Source organism: Oculatella sp. FACHB-28 (genome assembly GCF_014696015.1).
GTDB lineage: Bacteria > Cyanobacteriota > Cyanobacteriia > Elainellales > Elainellaceae > JAAUTN01.
In genome coordinates this window covers 189,505-209,464 of sequence record NZ_JACJPJ010000099.1, presented here as the reverse complement: position 1 = coordinate 209,464, position 19,960 = coordinate 189,505, and the positions used below count along the sequence as shown (strand labels likewise).

The following is a 19,960-nucleotide window of genomic DNA, read 5'->3' as shown; positions in this document are numbered from 1 at the left end:
CTTTACTAGATTCATGCTCCTTGATGTCCAGTTTGGTGAGTTTGTGGAGTGTAAAAAGCTTTAAATCGCTCTTTCAAAAAAACAAGCATCCAGCTCGATTAGAGAAGCGTACTTATTCAAAGGGCGAATTTTAAGCAGAGATCTATCAGATTGGGTTGTGGAACTTAGTCCCTTAGTCCGCAGTCTCTAGGCTCAAGCAGTTTAGTGTTGGTCAAACCGTCAGCAAACGTTTCGACCCTTCTGAATGCATCTCGTTTCAACTTTGCTAGACAAGCTTGACTGCATAACTAAGACGTCACTATTTCGCCCATCACCCACAAACACAATATTCATTGCTGACTATGAAGATCCAACCGCTGGCAGCAGGGGTGTTAGGGCTGATCGCAACTGGAGGCATTGTCTATGGTGCAGTCAGTTCTGTCCAACCTGCATCAGATGCTCCGACATCGAACACAGCCAGCTCTGACTCCTCATCACCGTTGCCCTCGGAGTTTCCAATCCTAGAAACTCCAGTTGCTTCCGCACCTGCCGATGATTCCTCTAGCGCTTCCGCACCAGAGCCAGAGCAGTCTCCAGACACGCCACTTTACCAGCAGCTAGAAGGCACCTGGTCATCTGACATGATGACAGTAACTTTCAGTTGGGATCAAGGAGTTTACTCAGGCGTGTTGCTAGATCAGCCGTTTACCAAATCCCTAGAGTTTGTCCGAGAACAAGAAAATGCCGTGGTTTTCAAGGCAAGTGGCAGTGAAATGATCTGCGAGTTTCAGGCGGATGGAGCGATCGCCCTGGTGACGCGAGGCGAGGACAATCCACCCATTGTGTTAAGAAAATCTAGCTAACTCATCTATTAACTCATCCGTAAGTTCTGAAGCCAAATGTAGAATTTACAGATGCACGGGTGAGGAAACGCAATGCAGCCTAACAAGACCGAAAAGCAAAAAATGTTGGCGGGTGAACTGTACTGGGCTGTTGACCCAGAGCTAGTTGCAGGGCGACGGCGAGCGGCTCGGTTGACTCGTGACTACAACGCAACGACCGAGGAAGAACAGGAACGGCGATCGCACCTCTTACAAGAGCTATTCGGACAAGTAGGACCAAAGATTTACATTGAGCCTCCGTTCCGTTGTGACTACGGCAGTAACATCTATGCAGGTGAGAATGTGTACATGAATTTTGGCTGCATTATTTTAGATTGCAGCACAGTTCGATTGGGTGACAATTTGCTCTGTGCGCCCAATGTGCAAATTTATGCTGCCCATCATCCAGTAAGTCCGGCAGAGCGCCTAACGGGGCTAGAGCTAGCGTCTCCTGTAACGATTGGCAATAACGTTTGGTTGGGCGGTGGAGTGATCGTTTGCCCCGGTGTGACAATTGGCGACAACACCACTATCGGCGCAGGCAGTGTCGTCACGAAAGACATTCCCGCTAATGTGGTGGCGGTGGGCAATCCCTGTCGGGTAATTCGGGAGTTGGGGGTTGAGAATTAGGGATTGGGGAATTTTTACCGGCGCTTTCTTCTGGGATTGTGGGGGAATGGGGGACGGTGGGGCGATCGCTTCATGCGGCGGTTACCTCGATGATCGCGATCGATGCGGTCTGCCTCTTCCACCATTTCTTTGGAAGGAATGCCCTGTTCAGCCCGCGCATCATCCGTGATAGCGACAGCGTGGTCGTCGGGGACAATCCTAGAACCGTAGCGTCTGGCATAGACCTGCGTTAGCTCTGCCCCAAAAAATAGAATTTGAGCAGAGTAATAGACCCACGCCAGGATGATAATCACCGAGCCAGCCGCGCCGTAGGCTGAAGCAAATCCGCTATTACCCAGGTACAACCCGATGAGGTACCGACCAATGGAAAACAGCAATGAAGTCAACACCGCCCCAATGGCAACGTCTCCCCAGGTAATTTTCACGTCTGGCAAAAATTTGTAAATCATTGCAAACAGCAAAGCTGTCACGCCAAACGAGATGAAAAAGTTGACCAGTTGCCAGAGTCCATCAACCCCTGGCACTAAGCCGCTCAGATAATTGTTTAGGGCAGCCAGAACCGCACTGATGACGAGCGACACGAGCAACAAAAAGCCGATGCCAAGCACCATGCCAAAGGACAAAACTCGCTTACGTACCATTTCAAATACATTGCCATCGGGTCGTTCTGTCACTTCCCAAATGGTGTTCAGTGCGTCTTGAAGCTGAGAAAACACGCCAGAGGCACCAAATAGCAAAATTGCGATACTGATGATCGAGGCAAGGAAACCAGTGTTTTCTCCAGGCTGGTGGGCATTGTTGATCGCCGTCTCGATAAATTCGGCTCCTTCTCGACCCAGCAATCCTTGAATCTGCCCTACAAGTTGTCCTCTGGCAGCTTCTTCGCCAAGTACGGCTCCGGCGATCGCAATCACGATAACTAGTAGTGGCGCTAGGGAAAATACGGTGTAGTATGCCAGAGATGCGGCTAACCGTGATGCTTTGTCCTTATTCCACTCTGAAAATGCTTCCTTTAAAAGTCTCCAAATTTTCTTTAAGCTCACAGCCGCCCATCCTTTGAGGTGAAATAAGCCTTGGCAAAAATTGCAATCCCTCTGGCAATTGACCTATACCGTTTTTGTATAAAGCCATGTATTCGGAAGCGTGCCCTGCGTACGCGTGACACACTTCAAAACACACAGCTAAAGAAAATTGGTATTGAACCTCTTGCAAAAGGCTGAGGATTACAGTTCTTGTCTGTCTCCTATTTACTACGAGGTGCCCACTAGAAGGATCTTCCGCAGGAGCGAATGCATCAAAATCCTTGCTAACTTAAGACTGGTTTGGTTGAGATGAGTTGAGACTATCAGCCCAAGTTATCGAGCGGGGTAATGCCCCTCTTGTAGCTTGTCGTGTAGGAGTCTCAAACTGCTATGCAATAATTTTCACAGTGCCAGGGTGTTAAAGATAGTGAGCCAACTATTGGGTGGTCGTTATCAATTCATCAAAATTTTAGGATCAGACGAGCTAGAGCAAACTTATCTGGTCGGGGATACGCAATTTCCAGGACATCCAAAACGGGTTGCCAAACATCTACAGCTTCCCGACCGTAATCCCAGGACGCTCAAATTTGTATTAATTCTGCTGAAAAAGAAAGCAGAAGCGCTACAAAAGGTCGGAAAGCACGACCAAATTCCGCAAATTTTAGATTTTTTTGAGGAAAATAATAATTTCTATCTAGTTGAGGAATTTATCCTCGGTCACCCCCTCAGTGACGAAATTTTGCCGAAGCAGGCATTGTCTGAACTGTGGGTTTTGCAATTTTTGCGCGAGGCGATGGAGATTTTGGTGGTGGTGCATCGCTGGGGATTCATTCACCGCCGAATTAAGCCCTCCAACCTACTGCGTCGCCATTCTGATAGCCGTCTGGTGCTGACGGGCTTTGGCATCTTTAAGGAAATTAGTGCTGAGGTGATGCGATCGCCCGAATACGCTTCTCCCTTTGGCACCAATGGCGCTTCTGCTTACGTTCCAAATGAGCAAACCCAGGGACAACTTCAGTCTAATAGCGACATTTACGCAGTTGGAATGATTGGGATTCAGGCAATTACTGGACTGACTGCTCCCGAATTGATCAAATTGCAGGATGCCGGACGATTTAGCCAGGGCGAAATTTGGAATGGTCGCACTCGAATTAGCCCAGAGCTAGCAACCATTCTCGATAAGATGGTACATCCCGATAGCAGCCAGCGCTATCAAGAGGCAACAGAGGTGTTAGACGACCTGAATCGGCTGGTTTCAGGTGAAGAAACTGTGCCGATTTCACCGCCGCCCCGCCCCCCACGATTGAATTTATCTGTACCGCCAGTGCGCCGCTCTTTAATCCCTGTGGGAATCGCTCTGGCAGTTCTGGGCGGGTTGGCGATCGTCCTTTATTCACGCCTTCCCCAAACGCTGATGTCCAACCATTTGCTCAACCGGGGATTGGAGCAGGAAGAACAGGGCGACGATCAGCAGGCGATCGCTCGCTACGACCAGGCCATTCGCACTAACCCCAGCAGTGAGGCGTACTTCAACCGGGGTGTCGCTCACTCTCGTCTGGGCAACCAGCAAGCTGCTTTAGAGGATCTGACCCAGGCAATCCAACTGAATCCCAATCAGCCTGAGTCTCACTATTTTCGGGGAAATGTGCGCTACGAATTGGGCGATCGCCAGGGAGCGCTTTCAGACTATACCGAGGCAATTCGGCTTGAGCCCCAATCTGCCCGTGCTTACGCAAATCGGGGCAGTGTTCGAGCTGACCAGGGAGATGACCGAGGCGCGATCGAAGACTACACGCAGGCGATTCAAGTTGATCCCAACATGGCAGCGGCTTATCTCAATCGCTGTTTGTCCCGCTCTAATCTAGAGCAGCATCGAGAAGCAATCGATGACTGCACTCAAGCCATCAGCTTGCAGCCTAACTCAGTCGCAGCGTACCAAAACCGAGGGCTAGTGCGTCGTCGTTTGGGAGATATCACCGGTGCAATTGAGGATTTCAACATTGCAATTCGGCTTGATCCCGATGATGCCGATCCCTACTACAACCGAGGGGTGGCACGATCAGAGTATGGGGATGAAAGGGGGGCGATCGCCGACTACAGCGAAGCGATTCAGCGCAACCCCAACCATCCATTTGCTTATTACGATCGGGCCTTGTCGCGGGTAGATACCGGAGATCAAGAAGGGGCGATCGCCGACTTTCACCAGTCTGCCAAACTCTGCCTTGATTCGGGGAGAACTGGCTGTTATGAAGATGCTCAATATCAAATCGAACAGCTTCAGGGAGCAGAGTAAATTCTGCTAGAAAGCCGTAGATGGGCAAAGAGCAATTGCTCTTTGCCCATCTCACAACTTTATGAGCTTAGGATAGGCACGCTTTGCTTTGCCCATCCTGCGACTTTCTGGGAGTTCCCTAAACATTCACCACCGATTTATCGGGCATGACTGACGCAGGTGTAATCTCTCCCAGCAGTTCATCATCTTCACCCGTAATTAACCGAGCGCCTCGATTTTTGGTGAAATAGCTCCACGCCCACTGAGTCATGACGATCAGCTTATTGTCAAACTCAACCAGGTAGTAGATGTGAACGAAAATCCAAATCAACCAGGCGGGTAAACCAGCAAACTTGAGCTTACCCAGGTTTGCCACTGCTGCATTGCGCCCAATCACCGCTAAACTGCCGCCATCAGAATATTGGAAGGCTGGCACTGCTTGACCCTCAAGCCGCTGCTTGATCAGCTTGGCAATGTAGCTGCCCTGCTGCATTGCGACAGGTGCTACACCTGGAAGGGGTTTGTCACCCTGATGGGCAAAATGAGCCAGATCGCCCACCACAAAAATGTTTGGATGTCCCGGCACAGACAGATCCGATTCCACGATTACCCGACCGACGCGATCGAGTTCTGCACCTGCGCGCTCTGCCAACACTTTTCCCATCGCGGAGGCCTTGACTCCAGCCGCCCAAAGGATTGTGCGAGATTGAATCTGTTCGGTGCGATCGCCCTGCTTCATCGTCACCACATTGTCATCAATATTGGTAACCAGAGTGCGCGTCTGCACCGTCACACCCAACTGAGTCAGCGACTTTTCGGCTTCTGCTGACAACTCAGGTGGATAAGGAGGCAACACCCGATCCAGCCCTTCCAGCAAGAAGATGCGGGCTTCAGTCGTGTCGATGTTGCGGAAGTCGTGCTTGAGCGTCGTGTGAGCCAATTCTGCCAGTGCGCCTGCAAGCTCTACGCCGGTTGGACCACCCCCTACTACCACAAAGGTCAACCAGGCACGCCGCTTCTCAGGATCAGGCTCCTTCTCAGCCGCCTCAAATGCCATGAAGATCCGTCGCCGCATTTCCAACGCATCTTCGACGGTTTTTAAGCCTGGAGCAACGTTTTCCCAGGCATCGTTGCCAAAGTAGTGATGGCTTACGCCCGTCGCTACGATCAGGCTGTCGTACTCTAAAGTCTGGTTTCGCAGCGTCACCTGTCGCTGCTCAGAGTCAATATCCGTCACCTCATCCATCAGCACCTTGACATTGCGGCTACCGCTAAGGACTGCACGCAGAGGTGAGGAAATGTCTCCGGGAGATAAGCCACCCGTTGCTACCTGATAGAGCAATGGTTGAAACAAGTGAAAGTTACGCTTATCAACCAGCGTCACTTCTACAGGAGCGCGACTCAGCGCTTTGGCTGCATACAGTCCACCAAAACCACCGCCAACGATCACAACCTTGTGGGGGGATGGACGATTCTCTGCGTCTGACATCAGCTCCTGCTCCGCTTGAATAGGTTTTGCAATGGTGTTCACTAAACAAGCTGTATGACTGTAGATTTCGACAGCTTGTTTCGGTTTCTCTGTCTAACTATTTTTACACAACTTTACACTATAACCACCACTTTTGCACAGGTTCACTGAGTATTTATACACAGCAGCGATCGCTACATCTAATATTTGCGATCGCCCCCTTGTCCTTAATGCAATGGGCTAATACAGCGAATGACTTTTAGTCATTTCTTTTCAGGATGATCGCTCTCACCGGAAGGCGTACCCAGTTGATTGATTATCTTGATCATCTGGTACAGTCGCCCCAAATCTCGCTGATTAAAGCTCATGACTAAGCGTGGTAGCTCTGCCATTTCACCGTTGATTTTTTCGGGTACTGCCGGACTTTTCTCAATCTTTCCCTCTAACAAAATATCTGGGAAAGTTTCGTTGAGGTAATCTACATCTGCGTCAGAAAGTTCGCACTTGAGCCGTAGCACCAGCTTCCCCTGCTTATACCGGCTGGAATGGAAAACGCGGTAAAAGCTAATGATCGCTTCATAAGCCACATCCAGACGATCGGTGATGGTGTAGAGGCTCAAATCATCTGGGCTAATCAGACCATTTCGCAGCAGTTGATTCTTCACATAATCCTGCCAGCCCAGCCAATACTCGCCCTCTGGACGATCAATCAGTACTAGCGGCAGCAAATCGGATTTACCCGTTTGAATTAATGTGAGGCATTCAAAAGCCTCGTCCTGAGTGCCAAAGCCACCTGGAAACAGGACCAGAGCATCGCTTTCCCGCAAAAAGAAGAGCTTACGAGTAAAGAAATACTTGAAGTTGATCAGCTTGCGATCGCCCTCAATGTAAGGATTAGCGCCCTGCTCAAATGGAAGCTGGATGTTTAAGCCAAAGGAGCGAGCGGCACCCGCCCCCTCGTTTCCAGCCTGCATGATGCCACCGCCCGCCCCCGTCATCACCATAAACCCTTGCTGAGTGATGTATCGGGCAAACTCCGCAGCCATCTTGTAATGAGGACTCTCTGGCAAAATCCGAGCTGAGCCAAAAATCGTCACCTTACGTACATGACGATAAGGATAGAATCCTCTGAATGCTCTCTCCATATCTTGCAGAGAAGCATTCAGAATCTTCCAATCCAGCCGATCCGCCTCAACCTCTGCCATGCGAACCAGCGTCATGATTGCCTGCTGAACCAACTCCCCATGCATCATGTCTGGCAATTGGTCGATTAGGTTGTTGACCTCTACCCGCAGCGAGTCAAGCGAATGGGATGAAGAAGATACCATGAAGTTCTTTAACGGAAGGCACTCTATTTTACCGAGGTTTCGGTCGGGTTGCCCTTAAACCAGACAAAATCACCCTTTCGGGTACACGGATTTTGCCCTACTTAAAATCTTTGAAAGTTTGCCCCTAAACGGCACAAACACAAGAACGAACTCGTCAGTACATACGAAGGGGATCTGCCAAAGAAGATTTGCGCTGTTCAGAATCATCTTCCTTCAGGCTCTCCCTTAAACTCACTAGCAAAAAAGACTAAACAACCCTGAAAGGAGAGAGTTCTTCGCTCTTCTCCGCTCAAGATTGCCTTAGTCTTATGCAATTTTCAGAGATGTTTTCCCTTAGGTTTAGAGATATTTCTCTAGGGTGTTAGCTAGCGTTGTCTTAGGAACCGCACCAACAACCATATCGACTCGTTGTCCTCCCTTGAAGATCATCAAAGTCGGGATACTGCGAATGCCATACTGACTTGCAACGCTGGGATTCTCGTCAGTATTAACTTTAACGACTTTAATCTGTCCGGTGTACTGCTCAGCGATCTCGTCAACGACAGGTGCAACCATGCGGCAAGGGCCGCACCAGGGTGCCCAAAAATCTACTAAAACGGGAACTTCACTATCAAGTACTTCTTGCTTAAAAGTAGAATCCGTAACTTGCGCGGCTGCTGACATGCCTGAAAAATCCTTGCCTACGTGATCTGTCAAAATCTTACCATAGTGAAACGAACCGCCTTCGACCAAGAGATGTATATCACTAGATACAACTTAACGAAATGTTGAAGCTACTCATGTCTGTGTCATTTCTGATTTAGCAACGTAGGCGTTTGTATGTTGCTCATCTTCAAACTTCAGCTTGATGAACTAGAAGAATTGAAAGTAAAGATTCAAAATTTTTCCGCTAACTATTCTGGATTGACTGCTTTGGTGAAGTAGTTCCTTTAAAAGAGGAACCGCCTGAACGGTAGTCCAGGCGGAGTGTGGTGTGAGGAGTGAACGGAAACATGCGTCTCCGCTACTTTCTATTGTAGGCGATAGTTATAGTTTTTCCAGCAGTTCACCCAAACGGAAAGGATAAACTTATTGAAATAACTTGACAAAACTACGCTTACTTGCCCATGCCTAATTGTTGCGCTTTTTGGTAAACCTTACCTTCAGTGAGCAGAGAGGGTGCAATTACAACTTCTACCTGCTGCATTTCTCGAATGTCTTTAGCACCAAGGGTACCCATACTGGTTTGCAGAGCCCCCAGTAGGTTGTGAGTGCCATCATCAAGCTGGGCAGGACCACGCAAAATTTGCTCTAGGGTGCCAGTCGTGCCGACGCGAATTCGCGTGCCTCTGGGCAGGACAGGGCTGGGTGTCGCCATTCCCCAGTGATAGCCGCGACCGGGAGCTTCTTTTGCTCTAGCAAAGGGAGAACCAATCATTACACCATCAGCACCGCAGGCAATACATTTACAGATGTCTCCACCTGTAACAAGTCCGCCATCTGCAATTACAGGGACATAATTTCCGGTTTCCTGATAATAATCATCTCGTGCTGCGGCACAGTCTGCGACTGCTGTGGCTTGAGGTACGCCCACTCCTAGCACGCCGCGTGAGGTGCAAGCTGCACCTGGGCCAATGCCAACTAACACTGCTGCTGCCCCTGCTTTCATCAAGTTGAGGGCAACTTCGTAGGTGACGCAGTTACCCAGCACGACCGGAATTGGCATTTGTTGGCAAAACTCTGCCAGGTCGAGCGGTGTGACCGCTTCGGGCGACAGGTGAGCGGTTGAAACGACGGTTGCCTGGATAAAGAACAGATCTGCCCCCGCCTTAGCGACAGCCGAGCCGTACCGAGTTGCTCCAAGGGGAGTAGCACTGACCGCAGCGATGCCACCCTGTTGCTTGATTTCTTGAATTCGCCGTTCGATTAGTTCTGGCTTGACCGGTTCTGCATAAAGTTCTTGCATCAGCGGCACAAATTCGGTGGTGCCAACTGAGGCAATGCGATCGAGGATGGGGTTGGGGTCTTCGTAGCGAGTCTGAATTCCTTCCAGGTTGAGTACGCCCAGTGCGCCCATTTGCGAGAGCTGCACTGCCATCTGTACATCAACGACTCCATCCATTGCGCTGGCGATGATGGGAATTTCACGTTCAATTCCACCGATGCGCCAGCTAGTGTCTGCCAATTTTGGGTCTAGCGTTCGCTGTCCAGGGACGAGTGCGATTTCGTCAAACCCATATGCCCTACGGGCCGCTTTGCCCCTGCCAATTTGAATGTTCACGCTTTTAATTCTTCTATAACCCGTTAAGGCTAGACTATCAAATCTAGAACAAAATTAATGCAGCCTAACTATTAAAAACCGAGGGAACACCCTTCCAGGGGAACTCCCCAGTTCTATTCATTTGGCGATTGGAGGAATTGAGTTGAGTCTGACGCTGTACTTACTTCGACATGGGCAAACCGATTGCAGTCGCGCCAATTTGTTTTGTGGCTCGATTGACCCAGAGTTAACGCCCGAAGGAATGGAAATGGCTCAGGAGTTTGCGGCAGCTTACCGCAATACAGCTTGGGAAGCAGTTTTTGGTAGCCCAATGCGGCGAACCCAGGCGACGGCTCAGCCACTTTGTGAGGCAATTGGGCAATCTATTCAACTGCGAGATGGGTTGAAGGAGATTAATTACGGCAAGTGGGAGGGGCAGACGGTCGAGACAGTCAGACAGGATTATCATGATGACTATATTCGCTGGCTGGCTGATCCGGCATGGAATCCACCGACGGGAGGGGAGGCAGCGATCGCCATTGCCAACCGTGCCCTGGGTGTCATTGAAGAAATCCAGCAACGCTATCCTCAGGGCAACGTCCTGATTGTTTCTCACAAGGCAACGATTCGGATTATTCTCTCTAGCCTTTTGGGAATTGACGTGGGGCGGTTCCGATATCGGTTGGGCTGTCCAGTGGGTTCGGTTAGCGTGGTTGAGTTTGGCTCTCACGGACCATTAGTCAAGGCGGTTGCCGATCGCCTTCACCTGAGTGAACGACTGCGCAACCTACCGGGAACTTGAAGTAGGAACTTAAAGATGGCTCGCGTTTCGATTGTGATGCCAACACTCAATGAGGCAAGCTGCTTAGGACGCACTTTGCGTCACTTGAGTTTGCTTGACCCTGCGGCAGCAGAGGTGCTGATTGTAGATGGGGGCAGTACGGATGAAACGCTAGCGATCGCTCGTCAAACCCAGCAAGCCTTTCCTCAGACAGAAATGCGTATTCTGTCAACGGAGCAGTGTGGGCGATCGCTGCAAATGAATCGAGGAGCAGAGGCTGCAACGGGTGATATTCTCTGCTTTTTACACGCAGATACTCTGGTTCCAGATGATTTAGTCACCGTTGTGATTGACACTCTGACTGATTCGACTGTTGCCTGTGGGGGGTTTATCTCGCTCATGGCTGGCACTCAGACAACTCGCTGGGGCGTATCACTGCACAACTATTTGAAAACATATTACGCGCCGCTGATTTTTCGTCCCCATTTGTTCCTGAAAGGGATGCGGCTGCTGTTTGGCGACCAAGTGATGTTTTGTCGGCGGGAGGATTTTTGGGCGTGTGGTGGCTTTGATGCAGCAATGCCGATTATGGAAGAGGCGGATTTGTGCTTGAAGCTGACGCAGCGTGGACGAATTCGGCAGGTCAATCGGGTGGTGCAATCGTGCGATCGCCGTGTAGCAAAATGGGGGACACTCAAAGCAACTGCGATTTATCTCTACATTGGGTTGCTCTGGGGCATTGGTGTTTCGCCTGCATACCTGAAGCAGTTCTATGAAGATGTTCGCTAGGTCACAAAACCACAAGAGTTTGATAGAGCCTAACCCTAGGGCAAAAAATCATGAGGTGTGGATAAAAGCTTGAGTCATCTGTCTAAAAGCCCTGGTGATTTCAACCGATAGTCAGGATACTTAAACAAGGACTCTGCTGACCTTAAATAGAAACGGATTGTGGGAAACTTCGTTGGGAGCATCCCACCTTTGTGTTTTTATAGTGGGCGGAAAAGCGCAGGACAGGAACAGGCAAAACAGACGTGAGCAAAGCAGACGCAAGCAAGACGGGTGAGGGCAAGGCAGACATTTTGGTCGTGGATGACCATCCAGCCAATCTTCGGCTGCTCTCGGCGATGCTTGAGAAACAGGGATATCAGGTCAGGAAAGCACTCAGCGGACAGCTTGCTCTAGATTCTGTTGAGGCATCTCTGCCGGATATTGTTTTACTCGATGTCAATATGCCTCAAATGAGCGGTTACGAAGTTTGCGCCAAGCTAAAGGCAGCAGAACGGACTCGCGACCTACCGGTAATTTTCTTAAGTGCTGCTTCAGAGGCGCTCAATAAAATTTATGCGTTTGAGGTGGGAGGTGCAGACTACATCACCAAGCCATTTCAGTTAGAGGATGTGCTGATTCGGGTAGAGAATCAATTGACGATTCAGCGACAGAAGAGACAGCTTACCGAGCAAAATACTCGGCTTCAGCAAGAAATTCGCGATCGCCAACAGGCAGAAGCCGCCCTGCGTCGCAGCGAAGCCCAGAACCAGGCTGTATTGGCAGCCATTCCCGACTTGATGTTTCGCGTTCGTCGAGACGGGGTTTATCTAGACTATTTCCCAGCTAAAGGGTTCCATGAACCACTATCGCCTGAGATGGAGCGGATTGGGCGAAAAATGATGGATGTGATTCCCGCAGAAATGGCGCGGCGACAACAGCAATATATGGAATTGGTGCTGCAAACGGGTGAGATTGAGGTGTATGAGCAGCAGTATGAGGTAGATGGCAAACTCTTTGAGGAAGAGGTGCGCGTTGTTGTCAGCGGCGAAGATGAAGTTTTGTTTATCGTGCGGGATATTGGCGATCGCCGCCGCATTGAGCGAGCGCTTTACGAAGCTCAACGCAAATCTGAAACGTTGCTGCTGAACATCTTGCCTAAAATCATCGCGGATCAACTCAAGAAGAATCAAGACTCTGTGAATCAAGAGAATGGGGCCATCGCAGAACAGTTCAGCGAAGCCACAATTCTGTTTGCTGACATTGTTGACTTTACCTCTCAGGCGGCGCGGACTCGTCCAACAGATCTAGTGAATCTGCTCAACCAAATTTTTTCGACCTTTGACCAATTGGTTGAACAGCACGGCTTGGAGAAAATTAAGACCATTGGAGATGCCTACATGGCAGTGGGCGGGCTGCCAACTCCAAGGGATGACCACGCCGAGGCGATCGCGGATCTTGCCCTGGATATGCAGCAAGCAATTCAGCGGTTTCATCGAGATCAGGGTGAGCCGTTTCAACTGCGGATTGGCATCAACACAGGAGCTGTCGTCGCAGGTGTGATCGGCATCAAAAAATTTAGCTATGACCTCTGGGGAGACACCGTCAACGTCGCTTCTCGGATGGAAACCCAGGGTGAAGCCGGAAAAATTCAGGTGACGGCAGAAACCTATCAGCACCTTCAGCACCGCTACCAGTTTGAAAAACGAGGGGCGATCGCCGTCAAGGGCAAGGGGGAGATGACGACCTACTGGCTTTTAGCCAAAGCTTCTAACGATGAGCCGTCAATAGCAGACGCAGAACTCACTGCACAAATAAATTAGGATGCAGCCCTATCGTCTGACCAGAGTTTGATTAATTTGATCGAGCAACTCTTTCATCGAAAGCGAGGGAGGGAGGACTTGAGCGGCGATCGCCTCCAGCACTTCGCCTATCGCCCCCATTTCAAACGGCTGGGGTTGACAGTTCCAAACCAGAATGGGTGGTTTAGTACCGACCTGAGCTAGAGTTTGCAGTGCTTTCAGCACCGATGGATGCGGTTCAGCATGGCGCACGCACAACAGCAGCAGATCAACGCTCTGATGCTGGATTTGCTCCAACACCTCTGACCAGGAACGACTGATTGAACTACGAAAGCCCGCAGCTTGAAAATATTGCATTGAGGCTTGCAGCCATTCTGCCGCGCGCTTAGCGCTGGGATCAGGTGCTGTCCCCTCTACCCAGTCAGACTGCGGCGATGAAACCCAGTCTTGCTGAAGTGCCGCCACATCAACAACCAAAACATGCGGTGCCCAACTCATTCCAGCAGCGACCTGAATTACCTGAAGTAGTGCTGAGTCTGCATTTGAACTAGCTGTCTCATCTGGCAAAGGCGAAGCCAAACAAGGAAAAACTGTTAGCTCTGGCAGTTGGTTTGCAGCTTGCGTAATCTCTGCGGTGAGCGTTACCAGCGGCAGGGCTGCTAAAGCTGGATATTCACTCAACTGCTTGAGGTAGGTCATTGGATCAGAGATGACTCCATCCAACAACATCACATTAGGCTTCCAAACTTTTGCTAGCAAATCTGCCTGGTCTAGATCGTCCACTTCTAGCATCCGGCAGTTGTGAGGATGCAACAGGCTATTTAGGTGAGTCGCTAGATAATGCTCTGATTGGGCAGACAGCTCCTGCCCGTCTACGTTCAGGTGCAGGATGGTGAGACTGGTCGCTGTGTCTTGTGGCTCAGCCGCTTTGTGAGTTAGAGGTTCCAGACTTTGCTCCAACGCATCGGGCTGAATCGGTAAGCTAAGAAATCCATTTGCTCCATTGCGCTGAGCCTGAGTTTTTTCCAGGTGGCTGGCAGTCACAATCACCGGGATATGACGGGTTTCAGCATCCGATTTTAGTAGGGTCAGGACATCCCAACCAGACAGCAGGGGCAAAGCCGGATTTAGAAAGACCGTCGCCGGCTGAAGCCGTCGCACTTTTTCTAGGGCTTCCGTGCCAGAGCGGGCGATCGCCACCCGATAGCCCAGCCCAGCCAACTGATGGGTCAAATCTTCTAAAAAGCGGGGCACTACCTCGACCACCAGCATCAGACGGTTGCTGTAAGTTTGGGCAAGCGGCTTGACCGACGATTGCGTTTCAGTTGCAGTGGCTTGAGGAGGGCTGGGCGGCAGCAAAATAGTAAATTGGCTCCCCTGCCCCTCAACGGAGGTAAATGTCACATCGCCGCCATGCAGTCGCGCTAGCCGCTGGGTCAATACGAGTCCCAGTCCGGTTCCTTCGTATCGCCGAGTCAGCGGATTTTCAAGCTGCTGAAACTTTTGGAAAATCAGGTGTTGCTTTTCATCGGGAATACCAATTCCGGTATCCCACACAGTGAAGGCAATCCAACCTTCCCAGGCTTCCACGGTTAGCCCTACTTCGCCGCCCACTTCTGTGAACTTGAACGCATTGGAGAGGAGGTTGGTCAACATTTGCCGTAGCCGTAGCTCATCGGCAATCAAGGTTTCTAAACCGGGCTGCACGGTCAAGTCAAAATGAATTTCTGATGCTGAAGCGCTGATCTCCATGCCAGAGCTTTCTTCCCGGGGCTGCAACCGACGGGCTTGCTCATAAGCGCGATCGCACACCGTTTTAACATGAACTGGCTCCAACGTTAGCTCCAGCTGTCCCGTTTCAATTCGGGTCAAATCCAGGATGCCATTAACAATTAGCACCAGATGTCTACCGCTCTGGTGAATCAGTTGCGCGTAGCGAGTCTGACGATTGTTTAGCTCACCCAACGCCTGGTCTTTGAGCAGCGTTGATAGCCCTAAAACCGCAGTCAGCGGTGTCTTTAGTTCGTGGCTAATGCAGGACAGAAACTCATCCTTGAGACGGTTAAGCTGGACAAGATCTGCATTTTTAGCAGTTAGCTCTTTGGCAACCCGGTGCTGCTTGGTAGTGTCCTGAGCCATCACCAGCCATAGCTCCTGAGAATGGGCTTGAGCAGGATGATCTGGCTCAGCAGCGAAGTCAGATATCTCATGGGACTGGAAGCCAGACTGGGTACGACGGCGAGATTCCACCACCGACAAAAGAGCCGCCATGCTGAACTGTGCGTAAGTAGAGCGGTTTCCCAGCGGAATTTTGAGAAACTGCCAGGTTCGCTCCTGTCCGTCTTTCATGGGACAAGTACAGACACAAGTATCTAAGTCAGCCCCTAAATGACAAAAACTGAAGCGATCGCTAATCGCATCAATCGAATTCACTACACTCCAGGGCTCAGACAAATGAGATCTCTGGGCTGCATTGACGAACAACGGAGGTTCAAAGGAAGATTCGGTAGATAAAGCAGGTTGGCTACGGTGCAGCACAGGCGTAGCGGCTTCTAGCAGTAAAGCAGCTTCTCGACCTACGGTGCTAGGATCTTGCAACTCACCGAGCTGTTCCCGCCAAGACAAATTGCGAGCAACGACTTCCCCAGTGCTGGTTTGTAGCATCATGGGCAAGGGCAGTCGCTCTAGCAAATCAATTAACAGGTCTGCGGAAATTGACTCCGTAGAAATCGACTCAGCAAAGGTTGGCTCTACTGAGGGCGATCGCTTTGGGTGCTCAAACGCGATCGCCTTTTCACCTAACTGTTCCAGGCTTTTTTGAATCTCTGCCATCCCTGACGATCGTTTCTGCAAACTGGGCATGGGGTTTAACACCAGAAACTTGAGCAGTTGCGTTTGGTTTAACAGCCCCAGACAGTCGCCGGACTCATCAATCAAGGCATATTGCCACTGCTCCAGGTCTTTCAGGTAAGGAGCAAGCTGGCTGATTGGCAAATCTGCAGATAGCTCAATTAGCGGCTCATAGAGCGGCTGATCGACAAGAAAGGATAATTGCTGAAGGGTGTGCTGCCAGGGAGCGATCGCAGTCTCAGAGTAATTACGATCTACGACTTCTGTTGTCTCTTCAACTTCTGCGGTCTCTTTAGATAGAAAGTCTTTAAGGCAATGAAGGGTCAACGTTCCCACTAACCGCTGTCCATCGGTAACAATAACCCGCTCACAGCTAATTTGTTGAAATAACCCTAGCACCGCTGGCAGTCTGGCAGTTTGAGCGCAGACTGGCGTAGGTTGGATAAATTCCCTGACAGAAGCAACATACATGTATTACGAGAAAGCAGGCCCCAGTGAGAATTTTATCAACAAGCTAGCGATCCTAGCTCAATTATGGCCGCATGACAGAAGAAGTAAAGGCGTTTGCAATTACAATAAATGTTAAGTATTTTAATGCTGCTTAGCGATCGCCCAGTTTTCGCTAGGATTCTTGACAAGTCTACTCCTCTCACTATCAGTTCAGCTTTATAGATCTTCTTGCAGTTATTGTCCTTTTTGTAGTCATAGCTTTGCGTCCTCAACTGTTTATCTGTTGCCTGATCTCTTCTGATGCACTAGCGCAATCCCTCAAGCATTCTCTTCAGCGAGGCTCGTTTGAGGGTGCGTTAAGTGGACAGTACAGCCTGACTCAATTTGCGGTTGAGACTGAATTCCTCAGTTTTATTGAGCGAGAAAAGCAGTTGGACTGTTTAATTCTGCAAGATACTGCAAAGCTTTTGGCAACACTTGGACATTTGAGAGAACGGGCCATCTTCCTGCCAACGGTGATTTTAGACTCAGTCACCCCGTCGTCTGTCCAAGACTCACCTATCTTGGCAGAAGCTGATCTGTCAGATCTGGCTGCTCTCTACCATACGGCTGTCCTGAGAACATCAGTTGATCAGCTGCATCAGATCGACCAAACCATTGATCGAGCGATTGATCAATTCTTGACGCTATCGCTTTCTTGCCCGCTCCCTGAACAGGACTCAACCCCTGGCTCCTTGGCAGCCCTGACTACCCACACGTCTCTCGTTGCGCAACAAAAACGCCTGTCTGACAAACTGAAGGAACGGCTAGGATACCTCGGTGTGTACTACAAAAGGAATCCCCAAAACTTTCTCCGACACTTGTCCTCATCTGAGCGAAAAGAGCTCATCCAGCAGCTTAAGGAAGATTATCGGGAAATTGTCTTGAATTATTTTGCCCGAGAAGACAATCTCAACGAGAGAATTGATAATTTTGTCAATGTGGCTTTTTTCGCTGACATTTCAGTCTCGACCATTGTAGAAATGCACATGGAATTGATGGACGAATTCTCTAAACAGCTACAGCTAGAAGGACGCAGTGATGATATCTTGCTGGACTATCGGCTGACCCTGATCGATGCGATCGCCCATCTCTGTGAAATGTATCGTCGCTCCATTCCTAGAGAGTCTTGAAAACTCTTATAAGCGATCGCCATCAGCATTTACAATCCTCATTGTCGTCTCGTCAAAAAACCGAATTCCTCATCGGAGATCCATGAGCCCACTGAAAAAGACTTACATTTTGAAGCTTTACGTCGCTGGGAACACCCCCAACTCGATTCGTGCTTTAAAGACTTTGAACAACATTTTGGAAAAAGAATTTCAGGGTGTGTATGCGCTGAAGGTGATCGACGTTCTCAAAAATCCTCAGCTTGCTGAAGAAGACAAGATTCTCGCGACCCCAACCCTATCCAAAATCCTGCCTCCGCCCGTGCGAAAGATCATCGGAGACTTATCGGATCGCGAGAAAGTTTTAATCGGACTAGACCTTTTGTACGACGAATTGCGAGAAGATGAACGGGAAGAACAGTAGTTCAATCCAAAAACCTTATCCATCCCACATCCCACATCCCACCGCACATTTCACACCATTGAACTAAATTTAAAAACTCTTTTGGTAAGCTGTTGACAGATTTATGAATAAAGCTAATCAAACTGGGCAAGCCATTGAATCGACCTCAGCAGGTATCCAGAAGATTCGTACCCTAATTGAAGGCTTTGATGATATTAGTCACGGCGGTCTGCCAGTTGGTAGAACTACTCTAGTCAGCGGCACCTCTGGAACTGGAAAGACCCTGATTGCCGTCCAATTTCTCTACAACGGCATCACTCACTTTGATGAAGCTGGGGTATTTGTCACGTTTGAAGAATCTCCGGCTGATATCATCAAAAACGCTCACAGCTTTGGCTGGAATTTGCAGCAGCTAATCGATCAGGGCAAGCTGTTTATCCTGGATGCTTCCCCTGATCCCGAAGGGCAAGACGTAGTCGGCAACTTTGACCTGTCTGCGTTGATCGAGCGAATTCAGTACGCGATTCGTAAATACAAAGCTAAACGAGTTTCGATTGACTCCGTTACGGCGGTCTTTCAGCAATACGATGCAGCTTCAGTCGTGCGACGCGAAATTTTTCGGCTGGTGGCTCGCCTTAAGCAGATGAATGCCACAACGATCATGACCACGGAGCGAGTCGAGGAATACGGCCCGGTTGCCCGCTTTGGCGTTGAGGAATTTGTCTCTGATAACGTGGCGATCGTCCGCAATGTGCTGGAGGGAGAACGCCGTCGCCGCACGATCGAAATTCTCAAACTGCGTGGCACAACCCACATGAAGGGCGAATATCCCTTCACCATCACCAATGATGGCATCAACATCTTCCCACTCGGAGCCATGCGCTTAACACAGCGATCGTCCAACGTCCGCGTTTCCTCTGGCGTAAAGACGCTGGACGAAATGTGTGGTGGCGGCTTTTTCAAAGATTCGATCATCCTGGCAACGGGAGCGACAGGTACAGGCAAAACGATGCTGGTCAGCAAGTTTTTGCAAGATGCGTGCAGGATTGGCGAACGCGCTTTGCTATTTGCCTATGAAGAATCTCGCGCCCAGCTTTCCCGCAACGCCTATTCCTGGGGGATTGACTTTGAGGAACTGGAGCAAAAGGGCTTGCTGAGAATTCTCTGTGCTTATCCAGAGTCAGCGGGTTTAGAAGACCATTTGCAGATTATCAAGTCTGAAATTGCCCAGTTTAAGCCGTCTCGAATTGCGATTGATTCGCTTTCTGCCCTGGCGCGGGGTGTAAGTAACAATGCATTTCGTCAGTTTGTCATTGGCGTGACGGGCTTCGCTAAGCAGGAAGAAATTACAGGGTTCTTCACCAACACGACCGACCAGTTTATGGGATCGAACTCCATTACCGATTCCCATATTTCTACAATCACCGACACAATTTTGATGTTGCAATATGTCGAGATTCGCGGCGAAATGGCACGAGCCCTGAATGTCTTTAAGATGCGCGGTTCCTGGCACGATAAGGGCATTCGAGAATACACGATCAGCGCTCAAGGTCCACAAATCAAAGAATCCTTCCGCAACTTTGAAGGAATTATCAGTGGCTCCCCCACTCGAATTGCCGTTGATGAGAAGAATGAGCTTTCGCGGATCGTACGCGGCTTCCAAGAAAAATCTGACGACGATGCCTAACTAGCAGGATGGGCAGTACTCACCTTTAATCTTGTTCTCAGGTAAAACTCGGGAGGCATTGCTGATCTGAGGTATGAATTTCGTAGAGTCATGGCAATGCCATGACCCTGCAGAGGGAATTGAGATCCGTGAATTATGCCCGCATTCAGTAACGCCAAACCTAGAAATGTCTATAGTAAGGCTTTGCCTCATAAAGAGTACAAGAAGCAGAGCCTTTGGTTGGCACTACGAGACGGAGCCTCGTAACGAGGAGAG

15 protein-coding genes are annotated in these 19,960 nt (G+C 49.9%); 9 read left to right on the top strand and 6 right to left on the bottom strand.

Going from position 1 to position 19,960, the window contains the following annotated elements; translation table 11 throughout:
- Window positions 1-341 precede the first annotated feature (341 nt).
- The gene (locus tag H6F88_RS28930; RefSeq protein WP_190646266.1) at window positions 342-842 is read left to right on the top strand and encodes a hypothetical protein; all 501 of its coding nucleotides are present in this window, start codon (window positions 342-344) and stop codon (window positions 840-842) included.
- A 72-nt stretch (window positions 843-914) separates the two neighbouring features.
- Window positions 915-1,490 (top strand): sugar O-acetyltransferase, encoded by a 576-nt coding sequence (locus tag H6F88_RS28925; RefSeq protein ID WP_190646265.1) that lies wholly within the window; start codon window positions 915-917, stop codon window positions 1,488-1,490.
- A gap of 14 nt (window positions 1,491-1,504) precedes the next feature.
- On the opposite strand, the gene H6F88_RS28920 is transcribed toward H6F88_RS28925, so the two are convergent.
- Complete coding sequence (locus H6F88_RS28920) at window positions 1,505-2,533, bottom strand: YhjD/YihY/BrkB family envelope integrity protein (protein WP_190646264.1); 1,029 nt, start codon at window positions 2,531-2,533, stop codon at window positions 1,505-1,507.
- 406 nt (window positions 2,534-2,939) lie between these two features.
- On the opposite strand from H6F88_RS28920, the gene H6F88_RS28915 reads away from it, so the two are divergent.
- Window positions 2,940-4,805 (top strand): tetratricopeptide repeat protein, encoded by a 1,866-nt coding sequence (locus tag H6F88_RS28915; RefSeq protein ID WP_190646263.1) that lies wholly within the window; start codon window positions 2,940-2,942, stop codon window positions 4,803-4,805.
- Window positions 4,806-4,923: 118 nt separating this feature from the next.
- Here the strand turns inward: H6F88_RS28915 and H6F88_RS28910 are convergent, their stop codons facing one another.
- The 4 genes from H6F88_RS28910 to H6F88_RS28895 all read right to left on the bottom strand — a co-directional run bounded on the left by H6F88_RS28910 (window position 4,924) and on the right by H6F88_RS28895 (window position 9,840).
- Entirely contained in the window at window positions 4,924-6,273 is a 1,350-nt protein-coding gene (locus tag H6F88_RS28910) for an NAD(P)/FAD-dependent oxidoreductase (RefSeq protein WP_190646262.1), read from the bottom strand.
- Window positions 6,274-6,515: 242 nt separating this feature from the next.
- The gene (locus H6F88_RS28905; RefSeq protein ID WP_190646261.1) at window positions 6,516-7,580 is read right to left on the bottom strand and encodes an LOG family protein; all 1,065 of its coding nucleotides are present in this window, start codon (window positions 7,578-7,580) and stop codon (window positions 6,516-6,518) included.
- Between the two features lie 339 nt (window positions 7,581-7,919).
- Window positions 7,920-8,243, bottom strand: coding sequence for a thioredoxin (gene trxA, locus H6F88_RS28900; protein WP_190646260.1), 324 nt, complete (start codon window positions 8,241-8,243; stop codon window positions 7,920-7,922).
- 433 nt (window positions 8,244-8,676) lie between these two features.
- The gene (locus tag H6F88_RS28895) at window positions 8,677-9,840 is read right to left on the bottom strand and encodes a GuaB3 family IMP dehydrogenase-related protein (RefSeq protein WP_190646259.1); all 1,164 of its coding nucleotides are present in this window, start codon (window positions 9,838-9,840) and stop codon (window positions 8,677-8,679) included.
- A gap of 142 nt (window positions 9,841-9,982) precedes the next feature.
- Here H6F88_RS28895 and H6F88_RS28890 point away from each other — a divergent pair, with 142 nt between their 5' ends.
- The 3 genes from H6F88_RS28890 (at window position 9,983) to H6F88_RS28880 (ending at window position 13,188) form a co-directional block, all read left to right on the top strand.
- Window positions 9,983-10,621, top strand: coding sequence for a histidine phosphatase family protein (locus tag H6F88_RS28890; RefSeq protein WP_190646258.1), 639 nt, complete (start codon window positions 9,983-9,985; stop codon window positions 10,619-10,621).
- Window positions 10,622-10,636: 15 nt separating this feature from the next.
- A complete protein-coding gene (locus H6F88_RS28885) occupies window positions 10,637-11,389 on the top strand; it encodes a TIGR04283 family arsenosugar biosynthesis glycosyltransferase (protein ID WP_190646257.1) in 753 nt (250 codons plus the stop codon).
- A gap of 242 nt (window positions 11,390-11,631) precedes the next feature.
- On the top strand, window positions 11,632-13,188 hold the full coding sequence (locus H6F88_RS28880; RefSeq protein WP_190646256.1) for an adenylate/guanylate cyclase domain-containing protein: 1,557 nt from the start codon (window positions 11,632-11,634) through the stop codon (window positions 13,186-13,188).
- Between the two features lie 9 nt (window positions 13,189-13,197).
- Here the strand turns inward: H6F88_RS28880 and H6F88_RS28875 are convergent, their stop codons facing one another.
- Window positions 13,198-16,488 (bottom strand): ATP-binding protein, encoded by a 3,291-nt coding sequence (locus H6F88_RS28875; protein ID WP_190646255.1) that lies wholly within the window; start codon window positions 16,486-16,488, stop codon window positions 13,198-13,200.
- A gap of 239 nt (window positions 16,489-16,727) precedes the next feature.
- On the opposite strand from H6F88_RS28875, the gene H6F88_RS28870 reads away from it, so the two are divergent.
- From H6F88_RS28870 to kaiC, 3 genes are all read left to right on the top strand, one after another.
- On the top strand, window positions 16,728-17,639 hold the full coding sequence (locus H6F88_RS28870) for a circadian clock protein KaiA (protein ID WP_190646254.1): 912 nt from the start codon (window positions 16,728-16,730) through the stop codon (window positions 17,637-17,639).
- An 82-nt stretch (window positions 17,640-17,721) separates the two neighbouring features.
- Window positions 17,722-18,039, top strand: coding sequence for a circadian clock protein KaiB (gene kaiB, locus H6F88_RS28865; protein WP_190646253.1), 318 nt, complete (start codon window positions 17,722-17,724; stop codon window positions 18,037-18,039).
- Between the two features lie 103 nt (window positions 18,040-18,142).
- A complete protein-coding gene (gene kaiC / locus H6F88_RS28860) occupies window positions 18,143-19,705 on the top strand; it encodes a circadian clock protein KaiC (protein WP_190646252.1) in 1,563 nt (520 codons plus the stop codon).
- The last annotated feature ends 255 nt before the right edge of the window (window positions 19,706-19,960 follow it).

Coding starts and splice junctions, on each gene's coding strand:
- H6F88_RS28930 (WP_190646266.1), top strand. CDS start 342: ATGAAGATCCAACCGCTGGCAGCAGGGGTGTTAGGGCTGATCGCAACT.
- H6F88_RS28925 (WP_190646265.1), top strand. CDS start 915: ATGCAGCCTAACAAGACCGAAAAGCAAAAAATGTTGGCGGGTGAACTG.
- H6F88_RS28910 (WP_190646262.1), bottom strand. CDS start 6,273: ATGTCAGACGCAGAGAATCGTCCATCCCCCCACAAGGTTGTGATCGTT.
- H6F88_RS28905 (WP_190646261.1), bottom strand. CDS start 7,580: ATGGTATCTTCTTCATCCCATTCGCTTGACTCGCTGCGGGTAGAGGTC.
- trxA (WP_190646260.1), bottom strand. CDS start 8,243: ATGTCAGCAGCCGCGCAAGTTACGGATTCTACTTTTAAGCAAGAAGTA.
- H6F88_RS28885 (WP_190646257.1), top strand. CDS start 10,637: ATGGCTCGCGTTTCGATTGTGATGCCAACACTCAATGAGGCAAGCTGC.
- H6F88_RS28875 (WP_190646255.1), bottom strand. CDS start 16,488: ATGTATGTTGCTTCTGTCAGGGAATTTATCCAACCTACGCCAGTCTGC.
- kaiB (WP_190646253.1), top strand. CDS start 17,722: ATGAGCCCACTGAAAAAGACTTACATTTTGAAGCTTTACGTCGCTGGG.
- kaiC (WP_190646252.1), top strand. CDS start 18,143: ATGAATAAAGCTAATCAAACTGGGCAAGCCATTGAATCGACCTCAGCA.